General features: G+C 48.0%; 18 protein-coding genes. 16 read left to right on the plus strand and 2 right to left on the minus strand.

What is annotated here, in order from left to right:
- Positions 1-471 precede the first annotated feature (471 nt).
- Positions 472-678 (plus strand): DUF1858 domain-containing protein, encoded by a 207-nt coding sequence (locus HNP82_RS15390; RefSeq protein WP_183776173.1) that lies wholly within the window; start codon positions 472-474, stop codon positions 676-678.
- 250 nt (positions 679-928) lie between these two features.
- Here the strand turns inward: HNP82_RS15390 and HNP82_RS15395 are convergent, their stop codons facing one another.
- Complete coding sequence (locus HNP82_RS15395; RefSeq protein ID WP_183776174.1) at positions 929-1,723, minus strand: adaptor protein MecA; 795 nt, start codon at positions 1,721-1,723, stop codon at positions 929-931.
- Between the two features lie 587 nt (positions 1,724-2,310).
- On the opposite strand from HNP82_RS15395, the gene HNP82_RS15400 reads away from it, so the two are divergent.
- The 10 genes from HNP82_RS15400 to HNP82_RS15445 all read left to right on the plus strand — a co-directional run bounded on the left by HNP82_RS15400 (position 2,311) and on the right by HNP82_RS15445 (position 15,082).
- Entirely contained in the window at positions 2,311-4,098 is a 1,788-nt protein-coding gene (locus HNP82_RS15400) for a glycosyl hydrolase family 18 protein (protein WP_183776175.1), read from the plus strand.
- A 27-nt stretch (positions 4,099-4,125) separates the two neighbouring features.
- Positions 4,126-4,785, plus strand: a complete 660-nt coding sequence (locus tag HNP82_RS15405) for an epoxyqueuosine reductase QueH (protein ID WP_183776176.1) — start codon at positions 4,126-4,128, stop codon at positions 4,783-4,785.
- Positions 4,786-4,878: 93 nt separating this feature from the next.
- Positions 4,879-5,598, plus strand: coding sequence for an N-acetylmuramoyl-L-alanine amidase CwlD (cwlD, locus tag HNP82_RS15410; protein ID WP_183776178.1), 720 nt, complete (start codon positions 4,879-4,881; stop codon positions 5,596-5,598).
- 130 nt (positions 5,599-5,728) lie between these two features.
- The gene (locus tag HNP82_RS15415) at positions 5,729-6,796 is read left to right on the plus strand and encodes an L-threonylcarbamoyladenylate synthase (protein WP_183776180.1); all 1,068 of its coding nucleotides are present in this window, start codon (positions 5,729-5,731) and stop codon (positions 6,794-6,796) included.
- A gap of 32 nt (positions 6,797-6,828) precedes the next feature.
- The gene (gene rpiB, locus HNP82_RS15420; protein ID WP_183776182.1) at positions 6,829-7,281 is read left to right on the plus strand and encodes a ribose 5-phosphate isomerase B; all 453 of its coding nucleotides are present in this window, start codon (positions 6,829-6,831) and stop codon (positions 7,279-7,281) included.
- Positions 7,282-7,298: 17 nt separating this feature from the next.
- Complete coding sequence (locus tag HNP82_RS15425) at positions 7,299-7,784, plus strand: deoxycytidylate deaminase (RefSeq protein ID WP_183776183.1); 486 nt, start codon at positions 7,299-7,301, stop codon at positions 7,782-7,784.
- 18 nt (positions 7,785-7,802) lie between these two features.
- Positions 7,803-8,684 carry an aldose 1-epimerase family protein gene (locus tag HNP82_RS15430; protein WP_183776184.1) on the plus strand — a complete coding sequence of 294 codons (882 nt, stop codon included), beginning with the start codon at positions 7,803-7,805 and terminating at the stop codon, positions 8,682-8,684.
- Between the two features lie 19 nt (positions 8,685-8,703).
- Positions 8,704-9,297, plus strand: coding sequence for a TetR/AcrR family transcriptional regulator (locus tag HNP82_RS15435; RefSeq protein WP_183776185.1), 594 nt, complete (start codon positions 8,704-8,706; stop codon positions 9,295-9,297).
- Positions 9,298-9,878: 581 nt separating this feature from the next.
- Positions 9,879-11,897, plus strand: coding sequence for an oxidoreductase (locus HNP82_RS15440; protein ID WP_183776187.1), 2,019 nt, complete (start codon positions 9,879-9,881; stop codon positions 11,895-11,897).
- 23 nt (positions 11,898-11,920) lie between these two features.
- Entirely contained in the window at positions 11,921-15,082 is a 3,162-nt protein-coding gene (locus HNP82_RS15445; protein WP_183776188.1) for a glycoside hydrolase family 2 TIM barrel-domain containing protein, read from the plus strand.
- Between the two features lie 123 nt (positions 15,083-15,205).
- Here the strand turns inward: HNP82_RS15445 and HNP82_RS15450 are convergent, their stop codons facing one another.
- Positions 15,206-15,535, minus strand: coding sequence for a HEAT repeat domain-containing protein (locus tag HNP82_RS15450; RefSeq protein ID WP_183776189.1), 330 nt, complete (start codon positions 15,533-15,535; stop codon positions 15,206-15,208).
- A 249-nt stretch (positions 15,536-15,784) separates the two neighbouring features.
- Here HNP82_RS15450 and HNP82_RS15455 point away from each other — a divergent pair, with 249 nt between their 5' ends.
- The 5 genes from HNP82_RS15455 (at position 15,785) to HNP82_RS15475 (ending at position 20,190) form a co-directional block, all read left to right on the plus strand.
- Positions 15,785-16,264: a MarR family winged helix-turn-helix transcriptional regulator gene (locus HNP82_RS15455; RefSeq protein WP_183776190.1), complete on the plus strand. Its 480-nt coding sequence runs from the start codon at positions 15,785-15,787 to the stop codon at positions 16,262-16,264.
- Positions 16,265-16,364: 100 nt separating this feature from the next.
- The gene (locus HNP82_RS15460) at positions 16,365-17,402 is read left to right on the plus strand and encodes an LCP family protein (protein ID WP_183776191.1); all 1,038 of its coding nucleotides are present in this window, start codon (positions 16,365-16,367) and stop codon (positions 17,400-17,402) included.
- 23 nt (positions 17,403-17,425) lie between these two features.
- Positions 17,426-18,202, plus strand: coding sequence for an alpha/beta hydrolase (locus tag HNP82_RS15465; RefSeq protein ID WP_207720649.1), 777 nt, complete (start codon positions 17,426-17,428; stop codon positions 18,200-18,202).
- Positions 18,192-18,947 (plus strand): esterase family protein, encoded by a 756-nt coding sequence (locus HNP82_RS15470; protein ID WP_183776193.1) that lies wholly within the window; start codon positions 18,192-18,194, stop codon positions 18,945-18,947. The genes HNP82_RS15465 and HNP82_RS15470 overlap by 11 nt, the downstream gene beginning before the upstream one ends.
- Positions 18,948-18,984: 37 nt before the next feature.
- On the plus strand, positions 18,985-20,190 hold the full coding sequence (locus tag HNP82_RS15475) for an ATP-grasp domain-containing protein (RefSeq protein ID WP_183776194.1): 1,206 nt from the start codon (positions 18,985-18,987) through the stop codon (positions 20,188-20,190).
- Positions 20,191-20,196: the final 6 nt, after the last annotated feature.

Below are 20,196 nucleotides of genomic sequence, written 5' to 3' on the forward strand. Positions count from 1 at the left end.
GCCCATTCCATCATCCGATTTTCATCGCCATCAAACTGACGAAGAAGATCATTGAACTTCCCCAGTTTTTTATATATGCGAGAGGAAGATTTTCCATTTTCTTTGCGAAATGATTGGTAAATATAAACATCTTTATTATTTTTACTACCGGTAGTTGCGATATACATGATCAAAAAACCTCTTTTCTTTATATTATACCATACTATCACAAACTAGTACATATAAAAATAAAAAATTTGACAAAAAAAGCGCCTATTAATAGGCACGGTAGAGGTTTTTCCTTGATTCAACTGTCAAACGCCCGAACTGTTACCATTTGCAAAACTTGGAATTGCAAAACAGAAAGGTTTGTATTATAATCAACGTAGCCGTAAATACTGTTAGTGTGTGTTAACAGGTCGCAATCGGTGTATCACTGGGCGGCAAAATATTTTTTTGACGCCTTCATCATAATATAAAGGAGGAAATAACATGGCACAGGTGACAAAAGACACGATGATCGGTGATCTTCTTAAAATTGATGCCGGTGTAGCGCCGATCCTTATGGGAATTGGTATGCATTGCCTTGGCTGCCCGTCTTCACAGATGGAGACAATCGAAGAAGCAGCAATGGTTCATGGCATTGATGCTGAGAGTTTAGTTCAGGAGATCAATAACTTTCTCGCAAAGAATAATTAATCTGGTAACAGTTCAGCCATCAGAGCTGGGCGTCTGAAAATGAGCAAAGGAGCGGCGTAAGCCGCGGGTCAGCGCGCCTTTGCGAATGGCGCGGGGTGAACTGTTGCTTAATCAGACAGTTTAGGGTCTGTATAGTAAATAAGCTGTGTCATTTTACAATGGCACAGCTTATTTTAATCTGGTATACCCAGGGTATGGCGGTCATCGCACTGGGGAAGAAATCATCCCTGATCCGATGACATAAAACGTATTAAAGTTCAGAAAGAATCTTAACTGCATTATCTCGGATGAGAACCTCATAATGTTCACTATAGTAAGCCAGCGTGGCGGCGGCAGCTTTTTCGCGTTTCCCGAATTCAGAAACGGTGTTAGCTACTTTTGTAAAATTTTCAGAGTCGCTGCACAGAACAAGAAAATATCTGCGTCCATGGCTGTTTTTGTACAGAGTGCTTTGTCCATCAAAGGATGGATAGATCACATGTGCTGCCAGAGCCGCTTCGTCTAATGTGGCAAAAGAGAAGATCTTGGGAGACACTGATTTTTGGGCTTTAGCCTTCTGAGCCCTCTCCAGAGCCTTCTTAGCCCGTTCAGAAATAGGCACGATATGTTCCTGAAGCTCTTCATTGTCTCCGGATATGCCGTCACTGATCTTCTTGATCAGGTTGAGGATATCTTCCGCACTGTGGTATTCGTCCTCACTGGAAGAATAGGAAATATCTTCGTTGTCGGAGACGTCCTCGTCGCTGTCGTCCTCGGTCATGGGGGAGAACTTGGCAAAGCGGGTATCTAACTCCTCCGGGTCTTCCACCTTTGTGACGATGAGAACAATACAGTCGCCGGAGATGGGGATTGCTTCAATAACCAGGGGAATGTCATCAGCCTCAAAGCCAAATTCATCAAAAGCCTGGTTCATCATGTCGCGGAACAGGCCCTTGGCCTTTTCGGAGCCATAGGCGAGTTCACTGATTTTCAGCTCTCTATCAATTAAATCGCGTTTGTTAAGCGTGCAGCGTATCTGGTTGTCATTGAGTTTTTCAATTTTCATGAAATCACTCCTTTTCTAGTGTCTGACAGTGTCAAATCATTATAAATATGAGACAAGCGACAAAAGGTCATGCGGGCTGCGCTTGCGCAGGTAAGCATGGCTTTGTGGCGCGCAAAACACCGAAAAGCAGCCATTTTTCGCAGAAAAATGAGCGGATTTGAGGTGTTTTTAGGATTGCGGGAGTACGAAGTGCGGAGCAATCCGTGTCTCATGCCCATTTGTCGGGCAACTCATAAATATAGTATATACATTATCACTTCAACTGTAAAGTCAAATTGTTGAAATCTCCGGGTTTTCTTCGGGATTTCACCCGCTCTGTACATATTATATGTGCTATATGGGATTCTTAATGACGTATTTCTTTCCAAAAGGATTTATTGTTTGCGGAATTTGTCATATTGTAGTATAATCGACGATGAGTAATTATTGTTGAGATCGCGGCCGCAGGCATAATCCCGGATTAAACGAGGAATACTAAGAACTGGTGCTTTGATCCGGCGCCGGATGTTGTTTTGCGGTCAACTCATTACTGTTCACTGGTGAACAGTAATACAGAAAACATCATACGAAAGAAAGACAGGTGGATTATGAAAAACAGAGTTGTACCGGTACTCATTACTCTTGTGCTGATCATTGTTGTGGGTATTTTTACAGCAATCAGCCTTATTAATAATTATCGGAAGGGCTCCACAGAATTTGTTGATTTTGAAGAGACTTATGAACTTGATGAAAATCAGTATGTGGTTGTGCTAAATGATGCCATACAGGATTACCGGGGAATTGAGGACGGCGGGAGCGTTTATATCAGCGCCCAGGCTGTTGCCGACAGTATTAACGACCGATTTTACTGGGACAGCAACGAACACATTTTTATTTATACAACAGCAACTCAGGTGATCAAAGCATATCCTGATGAGCAGGCTTACCATGTGGGGGATGAAACGGTTTCCCTTGACTATGTGCCTGTAAAGACTATTGATGGAACCGTATATGTGTCGGTGAATTACATTCAGGAATATACCCAGTGTGAAGTTGAAAGTTTTTCTGATCCTAACCGTCTGGTGCTGACCACCCAGTGGGGAGATAAGACGGCGGTGACGGCCAGTGAGGATACGGTACTGCGTCTTGCCGGGGATCTTCAGAGCGATATTCTTAAAGATGTGACTGCCGGGGAGACGGTGACTGTAGTTGCTTCCGAGGAAGACTGGAGTTGGACCAATGTGGTCACAGATGACGGCTATGTTGGCTGGATTGAGAACCGGTATCTTGGTGATACCCAGACAGTGACTACACAAGCTCCTCCTTTCCAGGAAGAAGAGTTTACTTATATAAAAGAAGAGGGAACGATCTGCTACGCATGGCATCAGATGACCACGGAGGAACTGTCTGGCGTTAATTATCTGATCCAGGCGCTGAATAATACATCATCTATTAACATTATCGGGCCTACATGGTTTTCCTTTGACGGTACTGACGGCCATGTGCGCAGTATTGGAAATGCGGATTATGTCAATTATGCTCATCAGGTTGGAGTTAAAGTGTGGGCGGTTTTCCAGAATCAGGCCACTCCCGGAGGTGAGATGAACGGCATAAATACAGATAATATTCTGGCTTACACATTTAAGCGGGAGACTCTGGTCAGCGAAGTGATCAGTTATGCCCTGGAATACGGCATTGACGGGATTAACCTGGATTTTGAGATGATCCTTGAGGAGGGCGCGGACAATTATATCCAGTTTATCCGTGAACTTTCTGTGGCCTGCCGCAATAACGGACTGTGCTTCTCCATCGACAATTATGTGCCTTTGTATACCCAGCATTATGACCGGGCGGAGCAGGCTCTTTTTGCCGACTATCTGGTCATCATGGGTTATGATGAGTATGGTGCTTTCTCCTCCGAACCTGGACCGGGCGCGTCTCTTCCATATGTTCAGCAGGGCATTGAGGATACGCTGGCTCTCATTGGCGGGGACAGCTCAAAGGTGATCAACGCCATTCCTTTCTATACTAATGTGTGGGAGGACGATGGTGTGAATCCTGCAGGGCTGAACACAACAGCAACAATGCCGGAGGCCCGGAGCTATCTTCAGAGATACCCCGAATCCACAGTGATCACATGGAACTCTGAGCTGGGGTATAATTATTGTTATTATACATCGCCGCTCAATGGAAGCCAGATCAGTATGTGGCTGGAGGACGCAGATTCCATCGCGGCCAAGCTGGAACTGATGGATCAGTATGATTTGGCGGGTGTGGCCATTTGGAAGCTCCAGCAGGAATCTGCCGACGTATGGACGCCGATCGCTGCCTATGTCAACGGTGAGACGATCCCTACCCATGAGAGACAGCAGGAAGCCCAAGCGCAGAGTCAGTAATGGCGCTGGAAACATGGAGTGGTACGGATGAATAAGATCAATTATCAGAAGGAACTGGAAAAAATTATTGAAGGGTGGGCCTGCCAGGAGCGGGTCCCCACCCTTTTTCTGCATAGCTGCTGCGCGCCATGCAGCAGCTATACTTTAGAGTACTTGTCACAGTATTTTAAAATTACGGTCTTTTATTATAATCCCAATATTTATCCTGAAGACGAGTACGTTAAGCGGGTGGAGGAACAGAAGCGTTTTATTGAGACTCTTCCGGCGAAAAATCCCATCTCATTTATGGAGGGGCCTTATGATACCCGGCGTTTTTATGATATAGTCCGGGGGTTGGAACATGTCCCCGAAGGTGGAGAGCGGTGTTTTAAGTGTTATGAGCTGCGCCTTGAGGAGGCTGCCAAAACGGCCAGGGCCAGGGGCTTTGATTACTTTACCACCACACTTTCCATCAGCCCCTTAAAAAACGCTCAAAAAATCAATGAGATCGGCGAGGCTTTAGGCCGCCGCTATGGCGTTAAACATCTGCCTTCGGATTTTAAAAAGAAAAACGGATATAAGCGTTCTGTAGAGCTGTCCGCCCAATACGGCCTCTATCGCCAGAACTACTGCGGCTGTATATACAGCTTCCGGGAGATGGAACATCGCTGTGAAAGTTCTGAGATGGAAAATCCGGGCATAGAATAGATCAAAATAGAGTATCCTTAAAGTACACAGAGACCAGACCTTTACGGGCGGTCTCTTTTGTCTCTTTAGGGGAGAGACTGTCGGGGAGGATCTATGAAAATCTGGTCATCTCTTTTATGTTTTTTTCTCATTTTTGCTTGCGCCGGTATCCTGTTAAGCCGCCTTGAGACTTTGTCGGAAGATGGGGCGGCGGCAGTTGGCAGTCCAGTCTTTGAGAACGGTGATTCCTCTTCGTGGATTGTGGCTGTGGACGCCGGACACGGGGGGAATGATCCGGGAAAAGTTGGTGAAGACGGCGTCATGGAAAAGGACATTAACCTGGCCATTGCCATGGATCTGAAGGAGGCGCTTGAAGAATCGGGGATCAAGGTGATCATGACAAGGGAGAAGGATACGGGACTTTACTCGGCGGGTGCCAGCAATAAAAAAGCAGAAGATATGAAGAACCGCATCGCTGTCATTGAGGAGAGCGGGGCGGATATTCTTATCAGCATCCATCAAAACAGCTTTACTCAGCCTCAGTATCATGGGGCCCAGGTGTTTTTCTATACAGGTTCAGATTCCGGAGAAAAACTGGCCGATGCAGTTCAGGAGAACCTTATAAAAGGGGCTGATCCTGACAATACCCGGCAGGCAAAAGCAAACAGCGACTATTATCTTTTGAAAAATTCCTCTATACCGGCAGTGATCTGTGAGTGCGGCTTTCTGTCCAATCCGGAGGAGTGTGCCCGACTGGCATCGGAGGAATATCAGAAGACTATTGCCGGCTGTATAGCCCAGGGAATTATGGAGTATCTATCCGCCTATTCCTGATGGATGAACTGAAAAGTAAGCAACAGTTCATCCCGCCCTATTCCTGATGGATGAACTGTTGCTTAAAAAGGCTACCCACAGGGCATTGGATGTGATATACTTATTGAGAAAAGAGAAAGTGGGATCGTATATGAAGACAACAATTTTAAAAATAGATAAAGATCATATAGATATGGAGATGATCAAGTCTGCCGGTAAAGTTATATCTTCCGGCGGGCTTGTGGCATTTCCAACGGAAACCGTCTACGGCCTTGGCGGGGACGCTATGGACGCCGGAGCATCAGAGAAGATTTATGGGGCAAAGGGACGTCCTTCGGATAACCCCTTGATTGTCCATATCGCCTCTGCGGAAGCACTGCCGGATATTGCCAGGGATATTCCCCAGGAGGCTTATATACTGGCTGAGGCTTTCTGGCCGGGACCGCTGACTATTATATTAAATAAAAATGAACGGGTGCCTTTAAGCACCACGGGCGGGCTGGAGACTGTGGCAGTGCGCATGCCGTCCCATCCCATTGCCAAAGCTCTCATTGAAGCGTCGGGAACCTATATCGCTGCCCCAAGCGCCAATACATCAGGGCGTCCCAGTCCCACTATGGCTTCCCATGTCATCGAAGATCTGGACGGGAAGATTGATATGATTATCGACGGCGGGAAAGTGGGGATCGGCATTGAGTCAACGATTGTAGATCTGACCGGCAGCGAACCGATGATTTTGCGCCCTGGGTATATTACCCGGCAGATGCTTGAAAAGGTTTTGGGAAGTGTGGCGGTAGACCAGGCCATTTTGTCGGAAAATGCCGATAAAAATTTCCATCCTAAAGCTCCGGGGATGAAATATAAGCATTACGCTCCCAAAGGGGATCTGGCTATTGTGGAGGGAACCCAGGAGCAGGTGGTGGAGACGATCAATACCTTGACTCTTCAGGCGGAGGAAGAAGGCAGGACAGCCGCAGTGATCGCTGCCGATGAGAGTGCCGGGCTGTATACCTGCGCCCACGTTTATTCTATAGGCTCCCGACAGGACGAGGAGACGATCGCATCCAATCTTTTTGCTGTACTCAGAGAGATGGACGAGCTTCACGCGGATGTTATTTATTCAGAGAGCTACTATGATTCCGGTCTTGGACAGGCGGTGATGAACCGGCTATTGAAAGCGGCGGGACACCATGTGATCCGCGCCGGACAGACGAAATAGGTACAATTTTATAAAAAACAGGAGGATAAGCAATGATAGCATTAGGCTGTGACCACGGCGGTTATGAATTAAAACAGGAGATCATTAAATATTTAAAGGATCATGAGCTGGACTATAAAGATTTCGGAACCTATTCCACAGAGTCCTGTGATTACCCTGATTATGCCCAGGCGGTAGCAAAGGCCATACTGTCGGGGGAATGCCAGCGGGGAATTTTGATCTGCGGCACAGGTATCGGCATTTCCATTGCGGCTAACCGCTATCCGGGTATCCGGGCGGCTAACTGTACAGACTGCTTTATGGCGGAAGCTACCAGGGAACACAATGACGCCAATATTCTGGCTTTGGGGGCGAGAGTTGTGGGCGTGGGAACAGCGATGAAAATTGTGGATACCTTTTTGAATACAGAATTTTCCGGGGATCCCCGCCATATGCGCCGCATCGAAAAAATTGAGGCAGCCACTATGGCATCTGAGAAAAAATAAAGACTGGGGTGGTCAATATGAGTGGAAAAAGGGACGATTATATCAGTTGGGACGAATATTTTATGGGGGTGGCCAAACTGGCGGCGCTGCGTTCCAAAGATCCCAACAGTCAGGTAGGCTCCTGCATTGTCAGCCAGGATAACAAAATATTGTCTATCGGCTATAACGGCCTTCCTATCGGCTGCTCGGACGACGAATTTCCATGGCAGCGGGAAGGAGAGGAGCTGGATACCAAATATGTGTATGTGACACACAGCGAGCTAAACGCTATTTTAAACTACAGGGGTGGCAGCCTTGACGGGGCTAAACTGTATGTGTCCATGTTTCCATGTAATGAGTGTGCCAAAGCTATTATACAGAGCGGTATACGGGAAATCATTTACGCTGTGGACAAGTACCCGGACACGGCCTCTGTGATCGCTTCCAAGCGGATGTTAAATGCCGCTGGGGTAAGGTATCGCAGATATGTGCCTACCGGGCGGGAAATCCGTTTTCAGGTATAAAAAATTGGAGGGGATACAATGAAAGAATTTTATCTGGAAAATGACTGTTTAAAGGTGACTATTTTTTCTAAGGGTGCGGAACTGGCATCCATCTATGACAAAGAAAAAGAACGGGAACTTCTCTGGAACGGGGATGAAAAATACTGGCCCCGCCGGGCGCCGGTGCTGTTTCCATTTGTGGGAATAGTCAACCATAAGCAGTACAAATATGAGGGGACAAGCTACCCTATGACCCAGCACGGTTTCGCAAGGGATATGGAATTTGAGTGTCTCCCTGACAGCCGGGAAGGGCAGCTCTGGTTTCGGCTGCATTCTGATGAGACAACTCTGGAGAAATATCCATTTCCTTTTATTCTTGATATTGGCTATGAACTGACAGAGAGAGAATTGAAAGTTTTATGGAAAGTGTCAAATCCCGGCGAAGATATTATGTATTTTTCCATTGGAGCCCATCCAGGCTTTATGTGTCCGGTAAAATCGGATGAAAAGCAGACGGATTATTTTATTGATCTGCATATGGATGGGAATCTTTCCTATAATCTGATCAGTCACGACGGTCTTGTGGGAATTTACAATGAAACGCTTTCTCTGGATAAGGGGCTTCTTCCCATTGACGCCCATCTTTTTGATCGGGACGCCCTCATTGTGGAAGGCGGACAGACTCATGAGGTCAGCCTGCTCAATGGCAAAAAGGAGCCTTACATCACAGTGGCCTTTGACGCTCCATTATTTGGCTTGTGGTCGCCGGCGGGAAAGAACGCCCCCTTTGTGTGCATTGAGCCCTGGTACGGCCGGTGTGACGCCGAGGATTTTGAGGGAACGCTGGAGGAGAGAGCTTATGAGCAGAAGCTTGACCCGAAAGAAACTTTCGAGAAGAGTTATATGATTAAGATCCATTAAAAAATAAGGTGTGATCAACATGCAGTCCGGTCCTAACCGTGAAAAGCAGGAGCGCACGAAAAAGAAGCTCCGTGACGCGTTTATGACATTATATAAAAAGAATCCTATTGAAAAAATTACAGTACGTCAGGTATCTGAGCTGGCCGGAGTGACCCGCAGTACGTTTTATGCTTATTACGACAGTGTTTATGCGGTTCTTGAAGCTATTGAGGATGAACTTCAGGAGGGGCTCGGCACATATTTTGAACAGTATTCCGGGGGCATTCTTGAGAGAGCGGCCTTAAAGCCTTATGACAGCAGCGTTAAGTGGTTTGAATACTGCCATGAACACCGGGAATATCTTCTGATTCTTCTTGGGCCTTCCGGAGACCCTTCCTTTGAGTATAAGCTGAGAAAACGGCTGAAAGTGGATATTAACCGGATGATGGATGAAGACGGGATGCTCAACGATAATCTGCGCAAATATGTGGTGGAATATGTGGTAGGCGCCACACTGTCGCTGATGTATTTCTGGCTGGAAAATGATGACAGCCTGTCTGCCGAAGAGATTGCTGTCGTTGCCAATCTGATTCGCAACACAAAGATCGTCCTTCAGAAAATGCGGAAAAAATAGAAGGTTCAATCCCCTGTTCCAGGGGCGTTGACGGTGTGATGCCCCGTTGCTTGCAGCGGGGTATTTGACTATATTAACAGAACTTTCCGTAGGACAGACAAAGCAGATTGTCTTGGGGATAAAAACATTCCCGGTTCAATCTGCCCTGTCTGGCGTATGTACTGGCTGTGTTTAATACCATAAACGCTGTGCGCTGGACGCGCTGCGCAATATTCATTCAAGTGCATTAGGAAAAACAATATTACACGGCCGTTCATGCATAAAGTTGAAAAGCCGCTGTACATGGAATTATTTGAATGATATTGTGCCTTTATCATAAATCCAAAGAAAGGCGACGTCAATAAGAAGGTATTGACAGATTCCGACGGGAAAAACGGAGATTTTTGTAAAAGGTTTTAGGGCAGCGCGTTATGAAAGCGGTTTTTATATTATGATGCGCGCTTTCATAAAAAGCAGTCATTAACCTGATGAATATGTGATAAAATAAACCTAAAATGCCAGGGCTGTAAAAATAGAAGAAAACTGTAAAATTTTCACTCTGGCAGGATTCAGGAGGAATCGTATTTGAGGAGAAAAGGAATATGTCTTACGAACATTTATTAAGCCCGCTGACTATCCGCGGGAAAGTGTACCGCAACCGCATGATCGCGGCCCCAACCCTGTTTGCCCACTCTGTTTATTTTATCCCAAAAATTCGGGAAAATGTTTACCGGATGGTGGAAAAGCGGGCGGCCGGAGGATTTGCCGCCGTGTCCACCGGAGAACTTCCGGTAAACTTTGAGGAAGGCATTGCGGCTTTTGTAGAGCGGCCTATTGATTATACGAAGTATGAGGGTGAGGATTTTGAGCTGACAAAAGAGTACGCGGACCGGATCAAAAGGCACGGCGCCCTGGCATACCTGGAATTTTGCCATGAGGGCTCTATGGCTGAGGCGAAAGATCCCTATGTGCCCTGGGGACCGGTGGATTACGTCCGGGAGGACGGCGTGCAGGTTCACGCCCTCAATGAAGAGATGATGGCCAAGATCTGCAAAGATTTTTACAATATTTCGGTGTATGCGAAAAAATGTGGATTTGACGGCGTTCTCCTCCACGGAGGCCACGGCTTTTTGCCCCAGCAGTTTATCTCGCCGCTGACCAACACCCGCACCGATGCGTACGGCGGTTCCATTGAAAACCGTTCCCGTTTCCCCAGACGGCTTATTGAGGCTGTGCGCCAGGGCATTGGCGAGGACATGATCCTTGAGTTCCGTTTCAGCGCCGAGGATGGCGTGCCGGGAGGCATGACCATTGACGATACGGTAGGCTTTATGAAGGAGATCGACGGGCTGGTGGATATTATCCATGTGTCCAACGGCCTGAAATGGCGGGGAAACCACACAAAGACATTTTCCAGCTTTTTGGATATCCACGGCATTAATGTGGAGTATGCGAAGAAGATTAAAGACGCTGTGAAGCTGTCCAAAGTGGCGGTTATCGGCGGGTTAAATGATCCGGATATGTGCGAGGAGATCATTGCCAGCGGCGCCGCGGATTTTGTGGAATTTGGACGTCAGGGTTTTGCCGACCCTCAGTTCCCCAATAAGGTGCGGGATGGAAAAGCGGACGAGATCCGCCGCTGTGTCCGCTGTTTCCAGTGCTATCCCGGATCTTTCGAGCATCCCACAGATAAACCGCTGACCGAGAGGGGTTACACCCAGGAAGAATTTTTAAAGATCTTTAATCCTGCGGCTATGGGGCGCTGCGCCATTAATCCGGAGTCCGGCCTGGAATTTTATCCGGAAACTATTCCCCCGGTATTTGAGAAAGAAAAGATACTGATTGCCGGCGGCGGCGTGGGCGGTATGCAGGCGGCCATCACAGCCTGTCAGCGGGGCCATGAGGTTGTCCTGGCGGAAGGGTCGGACGTCCTTGGCGGAACGATTAACTTTACAGATACTGATGATGATAAAACAGACCTGAGAAACTTTAAGAATCTTCTGATCCGTGAAGTTAAGAAATCCGGCGCTAAGATTCTTATGAATACTAAAGTGACAAAGGAACTGATTGAAGATGTGGCGCCGGACCGGATCATCGCCGCTGTTGGCGCGAAGATAGTCTGCCCTCCGATCCCCGGAATAGAAGGGGCCAAAAACGCCCTGGAAGTTTACGCTGACCCGGACGCTGTAGGAAAACGTGTCGTTTTAGTGGGCGGCGGTCTGGTGGGGTGTGAAGTGGGTATTTTCCTGGCTCACAGGGGCCATGAAGTGACGGTTGTGGAGATGCAGGATATGATGGCGCCGGAAACCTTTGCCTACTACCGCAACGCCCTCCTGGAAAACATGGATAAATGCGGCATTTACCAGTATCTCAACGCCCGCTGCGAAAAATTTGAGGCGGACGGGGTGACTGTAAATCAGGAAGGCAAGTCCGTTAAAATCCCGGCGGATACATGTATTTACTCTATGGGTATGCGAGCCGACGACAATGAGAAGGCGGCAATTCTTGAGATGGCCGGGGATATCCCGGTGGTATGGATCGGTGACTGCAAGAAAGCCGGAAAGCTGGGCGACGCCGTGCGGGACGGTTATATGGCGGCTATGGAGGCGGGCACCCGGTAGATGATTTTAGGAGGCGTTTACAGATGTTCCAAAAAGATTGGGAAAATCCTCATGTCACTGAGAAAAACCGGGTTCCTATGCATTTTCCGGCGGGAGCCTATGAAAGTGTGGCCCAGGCATTAACCTGTGACCGTAACTGCTCAAAGTATGTGGAAAGTTTAAACGGCACATGGAAGTTTTTTATGTACAAATCTCCGGAAGATGTGGATCCGGCCTTTACCGTCGGGGATTTTGACGATACCTCATGGGATGATATTCCCGTGCCCTCCAACTGGGAGCTGATGGGATACGATAAGCCGGTGTATACTAATGTGATCTATCCTTTTGGGCCTTCCGGGGAGAAGGATAAGTTTGAGGTGGAGATGACGCCGGGGCAGAAAGTGCCAAAGGCCCCTTATGTGCCGGGGGACAACAGGGCCGGCTGTTACCGGAGACATTTCCATATCCCTGAAGACTATATGGGGCGGGATATTTTTGTGGATTTCGGAGGTGTTGAAGCGGCTTTCTATCTGTGGATCAACGGCAGCTTGGTGGGATATTCCCAGGACAGCAAATTAAACGCTGAATTTGATATTACAGCCTGGGTCCGTCCCGACGACAATGTGATCGCTGTGGAAGTGCTGAAATACTGTGACGGAAGCTGGCTGGAAGATCAGGATTACTGGCACCTTCACGGCATTTACAGAGATGTGCGCCTCATTGCCCGGCCGAAAATGAGGATCAGCGATTTTAAGGTGGAGACTTTGTTTGACGGGGATGATTTTTCAAAAAGCCGCCTGTCAGTGACGATCTGGCCCCGAATGGATGTGGACGGGTTTGGCCGGTACTATGTAAGACTGACCTTATATGACGGCGAAAAAAATCCGGCGGCCTCCTGGCAGAGCCGTCCATTTGCCGACTACGGCGCCTATCTGTGGCCGCCCAGATATGTGGCCCGCACGGAGACTGTCATTGACAGTCCTCATCTTTGGAGCGGGGAGACGCCTTACCTGTACACCCTTGTCCTGGAAATGATGGATCAGGATGGAAATGTGACTGATATTGAGAGCTGCTCTGTAGGGTTCAGGCAGATAAAGATTACAGATGAGGGAATCATTACCCTCAACGGACGCAGGCTGGTACTGCGCGGGGTTGACCGACATGAATTTTGCCCGGAAGGCGGACGGCGGGTGACCAGGGAGTACATGGCCGGAGAGATCGCCCTGATGAAGCGGCTAAACTTTAACGCAGTGCGGACAAGCCATTATCCAGACAGCGTGGACTGGTACGACCTGTGTGATCAGGCCGGGATTTACCTTGTAGATGAGACTAATGTGGAAACCCACGGTTACGGGGGAAATCTCAGCGGTTCGCCGGAGTGGACAGCCGCTTATGTAGAACGGGCCTCCCGGATGGTACTGCGGGATAAAAATCATCCGTCGGTGATCCTGTGGTCCCTGGGAAATGAATCGGGAGCCGGGGCAAACCAGGCGGCTATGTACGGCTGGATCAAAGAGTACGATAAGACCCGGTATGTCCAGTATGAGTCCGGCGATCCGGGAAAAAATATTTCAGATATTATATGTCCGATGTATCCCAAAATGGAGTGGATGCTGGACGCCATGGCAAATAGCAGCGATCTCCGTCCATTTATTATGTGCGAATACGCTTATTCCAAGAGCAACAGCAACGGCAATTTTAAAGAGTTTTGGGACTATATTCATAAATTACCCAGATTCCAGGGCGGCTTTATCTGGGACTGGGCGGACAAGGCTCTGTACGTGGATATCGGGCCTGACGGACATGTGCGGCCCGACGGCTCTCATAAAAAATATGTCTATGGCGGCGCTTTTGGGGAAAAGGTGACAGATCCCACGCCGGATATGTGTATGAACGGCGTAGTGTTTCCCGATCTCTCTTTAAAACCCGGCGCTTACGAGGTGCGAAACGGCCAGTCACCGGTCAGGGTCATCCAGTTAAGGGATCCATACCTTGGCACTTCCCGGTGGTATATTGTGAACGATTACCATACCCTTGATCTCTCCCATGTGAAGATTTTGTGGGAAATTGTCTGCGACGGGGAAGTGACAGAGGGGGGACAGCTTCGCGATTATCATACTCCGGCCGGGGCCAGGGAAATCCTGGACATGCCGGCAGATCTGGCAAAAGCCTATGGCGAAAGTTATGTAAACTATTATGTGGTGTACAAAAACGATACGGATTTTGCCAAAGCCGGGGATGAGATCTACCGGTGTCAGATTCCGGTAGGCCGGGAACTTTTCTGCCCGGAAAAGGGCGAAAAAATGTGGGATAAAGACGGGGAAAAACTCCGCCTGGAAGAGACAGAAGACAGTTTTGTGATCACCGGGGACGGCCTGGAAGTGATCTACGGGAAACAGTCGGGAGCTTTTGAGCGGGCTGCAAAAAATGGAAAATTATATTTTTGTGGCGGACAGGAAGTTTTTTACCGGGCGGTGACCGGTATTGACGAGGGCACCCATGACCCGGAGCCTCTGCGCAATTACAAGGCCTACTGGTCTGAGGCCGGCGTCGACCGGCTGAAAAAGAAGGTGACTCACATTCGCGCCTGCATAACCCAGGACGGTGTGATCCTTGAGGAAATGGCGGGATTCGCGCCGGAAGACGGGGAAAAAGAGGCAAAGCCTCTGATCCGGACAAAAACACGGTACTATATCCACAGCGGGGCTATTGAAATCCAGTGCATCGTGATTAACGAGAGCGGTCTGTGTACATTGCCACGCATTGGAAGAACTTTCAGGCTGGATAAATCTTTTTCCAAAGTCACATGGTACGGCCGCGGGCCCTGGGAAAATTACTGCGACCGCAAAGACAGTGCCCTCATAGGAAAATACACGGACACTGTGGATGGGATGCATGTTCCATTTATCGTTCCCTGCGAGTGCGGCGGCCATGAGGACGTGCGTTTTGTAGAACTTAGCGACGGTCAGGACACCTTAAAGGTCAGCGGCGGGGAGGATTTTCATTTCAGCGCTCTGCCATACAGCATGGAGCAGTATCTTGGGGCATCCTATGAGGATGAACTTGGGGCGTCCCAGGCCACGTGGCTGACGGTAGACGCCAGACATACAGGGCTCGGCGGGGATACGGGCTGGACAAGAACTATCCATCCTGAATATTTTATAGGCCCCGGAAAATATAGTTATATGTGGAAAGTAGAATTTTGACAGATGGCCTTAAAATATTGGCGTCTGCCAATGGTTAAGACCATGGTGTACATATAGAAAAGGCAGATACTGTGAGATAGAATGAGTTACTCAGAGTATCTGCCTTTTTACTGGTGTTTTTTATCAATGACTGGATTTGCTCAAGATTGACAGAGATTTCCGGATCGCTTCCTGGATCTTAGGATTGCTGTCATGTTCCATGAGATAGCGCAGATGAGTCTCCGCGTGATCGTTGTTGACAATAGCCAGAGCCTTGACCGCAGCAATTTTTATCTCCTCATCTTCGGATTCCAGGAGGGCGATGAGGGCGTTGAAGCCGTCATCCCCGCCAACTTCTCCCAGTCCGCTGACAGCGGCCATGCGAATCTCTTCTTCTTTATCCTGTGTCAGTTTTACCAATTCGTGAACTTTTCCTTTATGGACAACTTTCTGTACTTTATCAAGTTTACTCATAGATACCTCTCCTTTGCCTTGCTTTTTTTGAATTAATCGCATAAAATGATGCCAGGATTACTTTGTTTTGGCAGCTAATATTGCAATTAGTAAATAAAATATGATTGTAAACTTTATGCTACTATTACTGTACTACTAAATGATATCATTGTCAAGATGTTCCGGGGGCAGGAACATATATGGAGGTAACAGTTCAGCCATCAGGAAGGGGCGGGATGAACTGTTACATATGGAGGGAGATTGTGTTTAATGAAATCAACAAAAACTCAGGAACTGCTGTTAAATCTTATGCCTATGTGGAATTATCAGATTGCCAAGCCATTTAAACAGCTTCTTGATGAGGGTGTGAGCCTGGAAATGTATTATTGTATCCAAATGCTGCGGTGGCAGGGCGGCGCCATGACTATGTCCCAGTTGGCCCGTCAGACAAAGATGCCAAAGCAGCAGATGACAAAACTTGTCAACCGTCTTGTGGAGCAGCGTCTGGTGTCCAGGACGGATGATCTGCTGGACCGCCGTGTCATTAATATCCAGCTTACAAAAGAGGGGCTGGAGTATATGGATCATTTCCTTGAAAATGAGGGGAGTTTCAGCGGATTTTTGGATAAACTGGACGAGGAGCAGAAAGAGAAATTCCGAAAAGCTCTGGAAATAATGTTTGAGGTGTTTTTGCAGACGTCCGGAGATATTGATCCGCCGCTTGTCAGCCCGGAGGCTGCTAAGCGCTGAGAAACGGGGCATATCTTGCTCTTTTTGGGGAAATGCTATATAATCTATTCATCAAAAACTTGTAGCAGAATGCCGGACATCTTTTGGGGAGGAATTGCAGGTGAAAAAAGGAGAAAATGATAAAAAGAAGGGGCTGCCGGTGTGGGCGCTGGTGATCCTATGTGTGGCGGCGGCGCTTCTGGTAACCATTGCGGCAGGGTACGGCTATATTCAAAGTAAGCTGGGGAAGATTAACAGAACACAGGATCAGACCGCCCTGTCGCCGGAGGAGGAATATTTTGAGACGGGGGAGACGCTGGAAGAGTCACTGGACACTATTTCTCAGGAGGACGTGGAGTGGGACAGTGATGCCTACACTTTCAGCAGGGAAGATGTGACGAATATCCTGCTGATCGGACAGGACAGCTCTGATGAGGAGGAGCGCACCAGATCCGATTCTATGATCATTGTGTCTGTCAATAAAAAGAAAGGGAAAGTAGCCCTGACATCATTAATGAGGGATATGTATGTACAGATTCCGGGATACAGCGATAACCGTCTCAATGCTGCCTATGCATTTGGCGGGATGGAGCTTTTGGACGAGACAATTGAAAAAAATTTTGCTATTGATATTGACGGCAATATCGAAGTGAATTTTGATGGCTTTGAGGCGGTTATTGACGCGGTGGGAGGCGTGGATATTGAGTTAAACAGCGCTGAGGTCAGCCACTTAAATAAAAAGCATTCCACATGGCATCTTAAAGTGGGCATGAATCATCTGGACGGAGAAAAAGCCCTGGAATACGCCCGCATACGGAAGGTGGGTGACGGGGATTTTGAGCGCACAGACCGCCAGAGACGGGTTCTCACAGCGGTATTTGATGAGATGAAGAACATCAGTATTACCCGGCTGATCGCCCTGGCCGATGAACTTTTTCCGCTGCTGACCACGGATATGGACAACGGCGAGATTATTCGCCTGGGGATCAATGTGCTTTCCATGGATCTTGATACTCTGGAAACCTACCGGATACCCTGCGATGACGCCTATGATGAGGTTCGGGTATTTGCCAGGGACGGTACGGCGATGGACGTTCTTATTCCGGATCTGGATCTGAACCGCAGTTATTTTTATCAAAATATTTACATTAATCCTTAAAAAACAAAGTGAAGGTGATGATAATGATCATAAAGGAATGGGTCAAAATCCCGTCTCTGACAGGGGAGCGGCAGCGGCGGATCTACTATTGTCTTCCAAAGGATTATGACAGTTCACAGGCGTCCTATCCGGTACTCTATATGTACGATGGCCATAATGTTTTCTATGACTCCGACGCCACCTACGGGAAGAGCTGGGGAATGAAAGAATATGTGGAGAGGGAAAATCCTGCGCTCATTATCGTGGCTGTGGAGTGTAACCACGAAGGCAACGGCCGTCTGGAAGAATATACCCCATGGCCCTTTAACGCCAGGGGACTTGGTCATATCCGGGCCAGGGGTGATATCTATATGGAGTGGATGATCGATGTACTGAAACCGATGGTTGACCGGCGTTTCCGCACCCGCTCCCAGCGGGAATACACCTATATCTGCGGAAGCTCTATGGGCGGGCTTATGGCTCTTTACGGCGTCTGCCGTTTTAATCATGTATTTTCCAGGGCGGCCGCCCTTTCTCCAAGCCTGTGGGTGGCGCCGGGAAAGGCGGTCAATATGATTCGGGAGGCAGGATTTGCCCCGGAGACTATAGTTTATATGGATTATGGCAGTGAGGAGATGAAAAATCATCCCCTTATCGAAGACGAATTGAAAAAGACTGCCGGGGCGTTGCTTGACCGGCAGGTGTATCTTTGCCTGCGCATTGTTCCCGGCGGACAGCACTGTGAGGCGAGCTGGGAGCGTCAGATTCCTGTGTTTATGCGCTGTTTACAGCTTGAAAGGCGGCAGACAGATGAATATTGAATATCACAAAAGATTCAGCCCTCAGCTTGGCCGGGATATGGAATTTAAAGTTTATGGCCACAGCGGGCGGCCGTGTCTCTATTTTCCCTGTCAGGACGGCCGGTTTTTTGATTTTGAAAATTTTCATATGGTGGACGTGTGTGCCGCGCCCATTGAGGAGGGGCGGCTTCAGGTGTTTACTGTGGATACTGTTGACCGGGAGACATGGTCGGCCAAAGGCGGGAATCCCCATGACCGGATCGTCCGCCATGAACAGTGGTACCATTATGTGACAGATGAACTTGTCCCGGAAATTTTCTGGAAAAATGCTCAGAGCAACGGAGGAAAACGGGCCAGGGGAATCCTCACCTTTGGATGCAGCATGGGCGCTATGCATTCGGCTAACTTTTTCCTGCGAAGGCCGGATCTGTTTGATGCCAATCTGTCTTTAAGCGGCCTGTACAGCGCCAGAGACTCTTTTGGCGATTATATGGAACCCCTGATTTACGATAATTCGCCCATAGATTATCTGAGCAATATGCCCTGGGATCATCCATATATAAGGATGTATAATGAACGCAGGATGATTTTTTGCGTGGGACAGGGAGCCTGGGAGGATGAACTTAAAGCCAGTACCCGTCAGTTGGAACAGGTTGTGCGCTCAAAGGGGATTAACGCCTGGTTCGACTACTGGGGGTATGATGTGAGCCATGACTGGGAATGGTGGTATAAGCAGGCGGCATATTTTCTCCCCTGGCTGATATAAAGAGAGGGTAATGTTAAGAGCGTTTAAGGAGGCTGTTATGAACTTTATATTTATTTCTCCAAATTTTCCTGTAAATTATTGGCAATTTTGCAAAGAACTGAAAAATAATGGCGTGAATGTATTAGGTATTGGGGACTGTCCCTACGATGAGCTTGATCTCAATGTAAAGGAAAATCTCAATGAGTATTACAAGGTGGATAGCCTGGAAAATTATGATGACGTGTACCGGGCAGTAGCGTTTTTTACGTTCAAGTATGGAAGGATCGACTGGCTTGAGAGCAATAATGAATACTGGCTGGAAAAGGATGCCATGCTCCGCACGGATTTTAATATTAATACCGGATTTAAAACAGAAGATATGGGCCGGATCAAATATAAATCCGGAATGAAAAAGTATTATGAACAGGCGGGCATTCCTACCGCCCGTTACCATATGGTGGATGATATGGAATCAGCCAAGGCTTTTGTCAAAGAGGTGGGGTATCCGGTGATCGTTAAACCGGACAATGGCGTGGGGGCCAGCAACACCTTTAAACTACACAGTGATGAAGATCTTCAGAAGTTTTTTGAGGAGCTTGGTCCGGTTCAGTATATTATGGAAGAATTTGTGGACGGCCGTATCTGCTCCTACGACGCGATCATTAACAGTAAGGGAGAGCCTTTGTTTGAGTCAGGCAATGTGACTTTGGTCTCCATTATGGATACCGTCAATAACGAGGCGGACAGCTATTATTATATTGATAAAAAACTCAGAGATGACATCCGCGACGCAGGGCGTCGGTGCGTGAAAAGTTTTGGTGTAAAAAGCCGTTTTATCCACCTGGAATTTTTCCGCCTCCTCAAAGACCAGGATGGGCTTGGAAAGAAGGGGGACATTGTGGCCCTTGAAGTGAATATGCGTCCCAGCGGCGGTTTCACCACCGATATGCTCAACTATGCCAACAGCGTGGATGTGTACAAAATCTGGGCAGATATGATCGTTTATGACCGTGTCACAGAAAATTATAAAGGTGAGCATTTTTATTGTCCCTTTGTGGGACGCCGGGATGACCGGCGCTATGCTCACAGTGACTGGGAAATCATTGAAAAGTATAAAGTCTCTTTGTGTATGCATGTGCGCATGCCGGAAGTTTTAGCAGCGGCTATGGGAAACCAGATTTATATTGGAAAGTTTAAGACAAAAGAAGCAATGGATGGATTTTTAAAATTCCTTCTTGAGCCGGAAACGGCTGAAAATACCTGACAGATA

The sequence above is a fragment of the Catenibacillus scindens genome (assembly GCF_014202115.1).
Classification (GTDB): Bacteria; Bacillota; Clostridia; order Lachnospirales; family Lachnospiraceae; genus Catenibacillus; species Catenibacillus scindens.